Consider the following 1,010-nt stretch of genomic DNA (forward strand, 5'->3'; position numbering starts at 1 on the left):
GGCGATCCTACAGCTACGCCGATCGACCTTAGCGGTTACCTTGACAATACGGATAATCAGGACCTAACGATAAGCGGCAACACGTTGAGCCTTACTGGGGACGCGACCCCTGTTACGCTCCCTACTGCGGACGGTTCGGAAACCGTTATCAACGACGGTTCGAACACGACTGTGAATGGCAGCGGTACCAGCGCGGACCCCTATACGATCGATGTTCCGGCGAACACCGACAGCCAGGACCTGAGCCTGAGCGGCGACGAGCTGAGCCTTACCGGCGATCCTACAGCTACGCCGATCGACCTTGGGGCTTACACGGAGACGGTTACCGGGGCGAACGACATCACCGTTACCGACGACGGTAGCGGGAACTATACGGTGGACTATGCCGATGGAGACAAGGACGACACCAACGAGCTTACCCTACGCGGTAGTGGTGCACCTTCAAGTGCACCAGCCAATAATAATTCAGGTGTGACTTATGTTGATACCAATGCAGGCCAGTTATATATATATGATGGTTTTTCTTGGAGTATTGTTGGTGGTAGTGCAACACCAGGAGATGCAAGTGATAGCAATGAGCTCATAACTTTTTTTGGAATAAATGGTACTGATCTTCGGATTACGGAGTCAGGAACAAACTTTGATATTCCTTTAGCAAGTATTAACACCGACAGCCAGGACCTGAGCCTGAGCGGCGACGAGCTGAGCCTTACCGGCGATCCTACAGCTATGCCGATCGACCTTGGGGCTTACACGGAGACGGTTACCGGGGCGAACGACATCACCGTTACCGACGACGGTAGCGGGAACTATACGGTGGACTATGCCGATGGAGACAAGGACGACACCAACGAGCTGTCCGACCTGAGCCTTGACGGGAGCAACGTGCTGACCCTGAGCAACCCTGCCACGGGAGGGAACTCTGTGGACCTGAGCGGCCTTTTGGGCACCGACAGCCAGGACCTGAGCCTGAGCGGCGACGAGCTGAGCCTTACCGGCGATCCTACAGC

General features: G+C 55.3%; 1 protein-coding gene. It reads left to right on the top strand.

Features of this window, described 5'->3' with window-relative positions; all coding sequences use genetic code 11:
* Window positions 1-1,010 (top strand): hypothetical protein (locus tag EO132_RS14440; RefSeq protein WP_164732354.1); only part of this gene is annotated, 1,010 nt, incomplete at both ends.

The sequence above is a fragment of the Flagellimonas oceanensis genome (assembly GCF_003992595.1).
Classification (GTDB): domain Bacteria; phylum Bacteroidota; class Bacteroidia; order Flavobacteriales; family Flavobacteriaceae; genus Flagellimonas; species Flagellimonas oceanensis.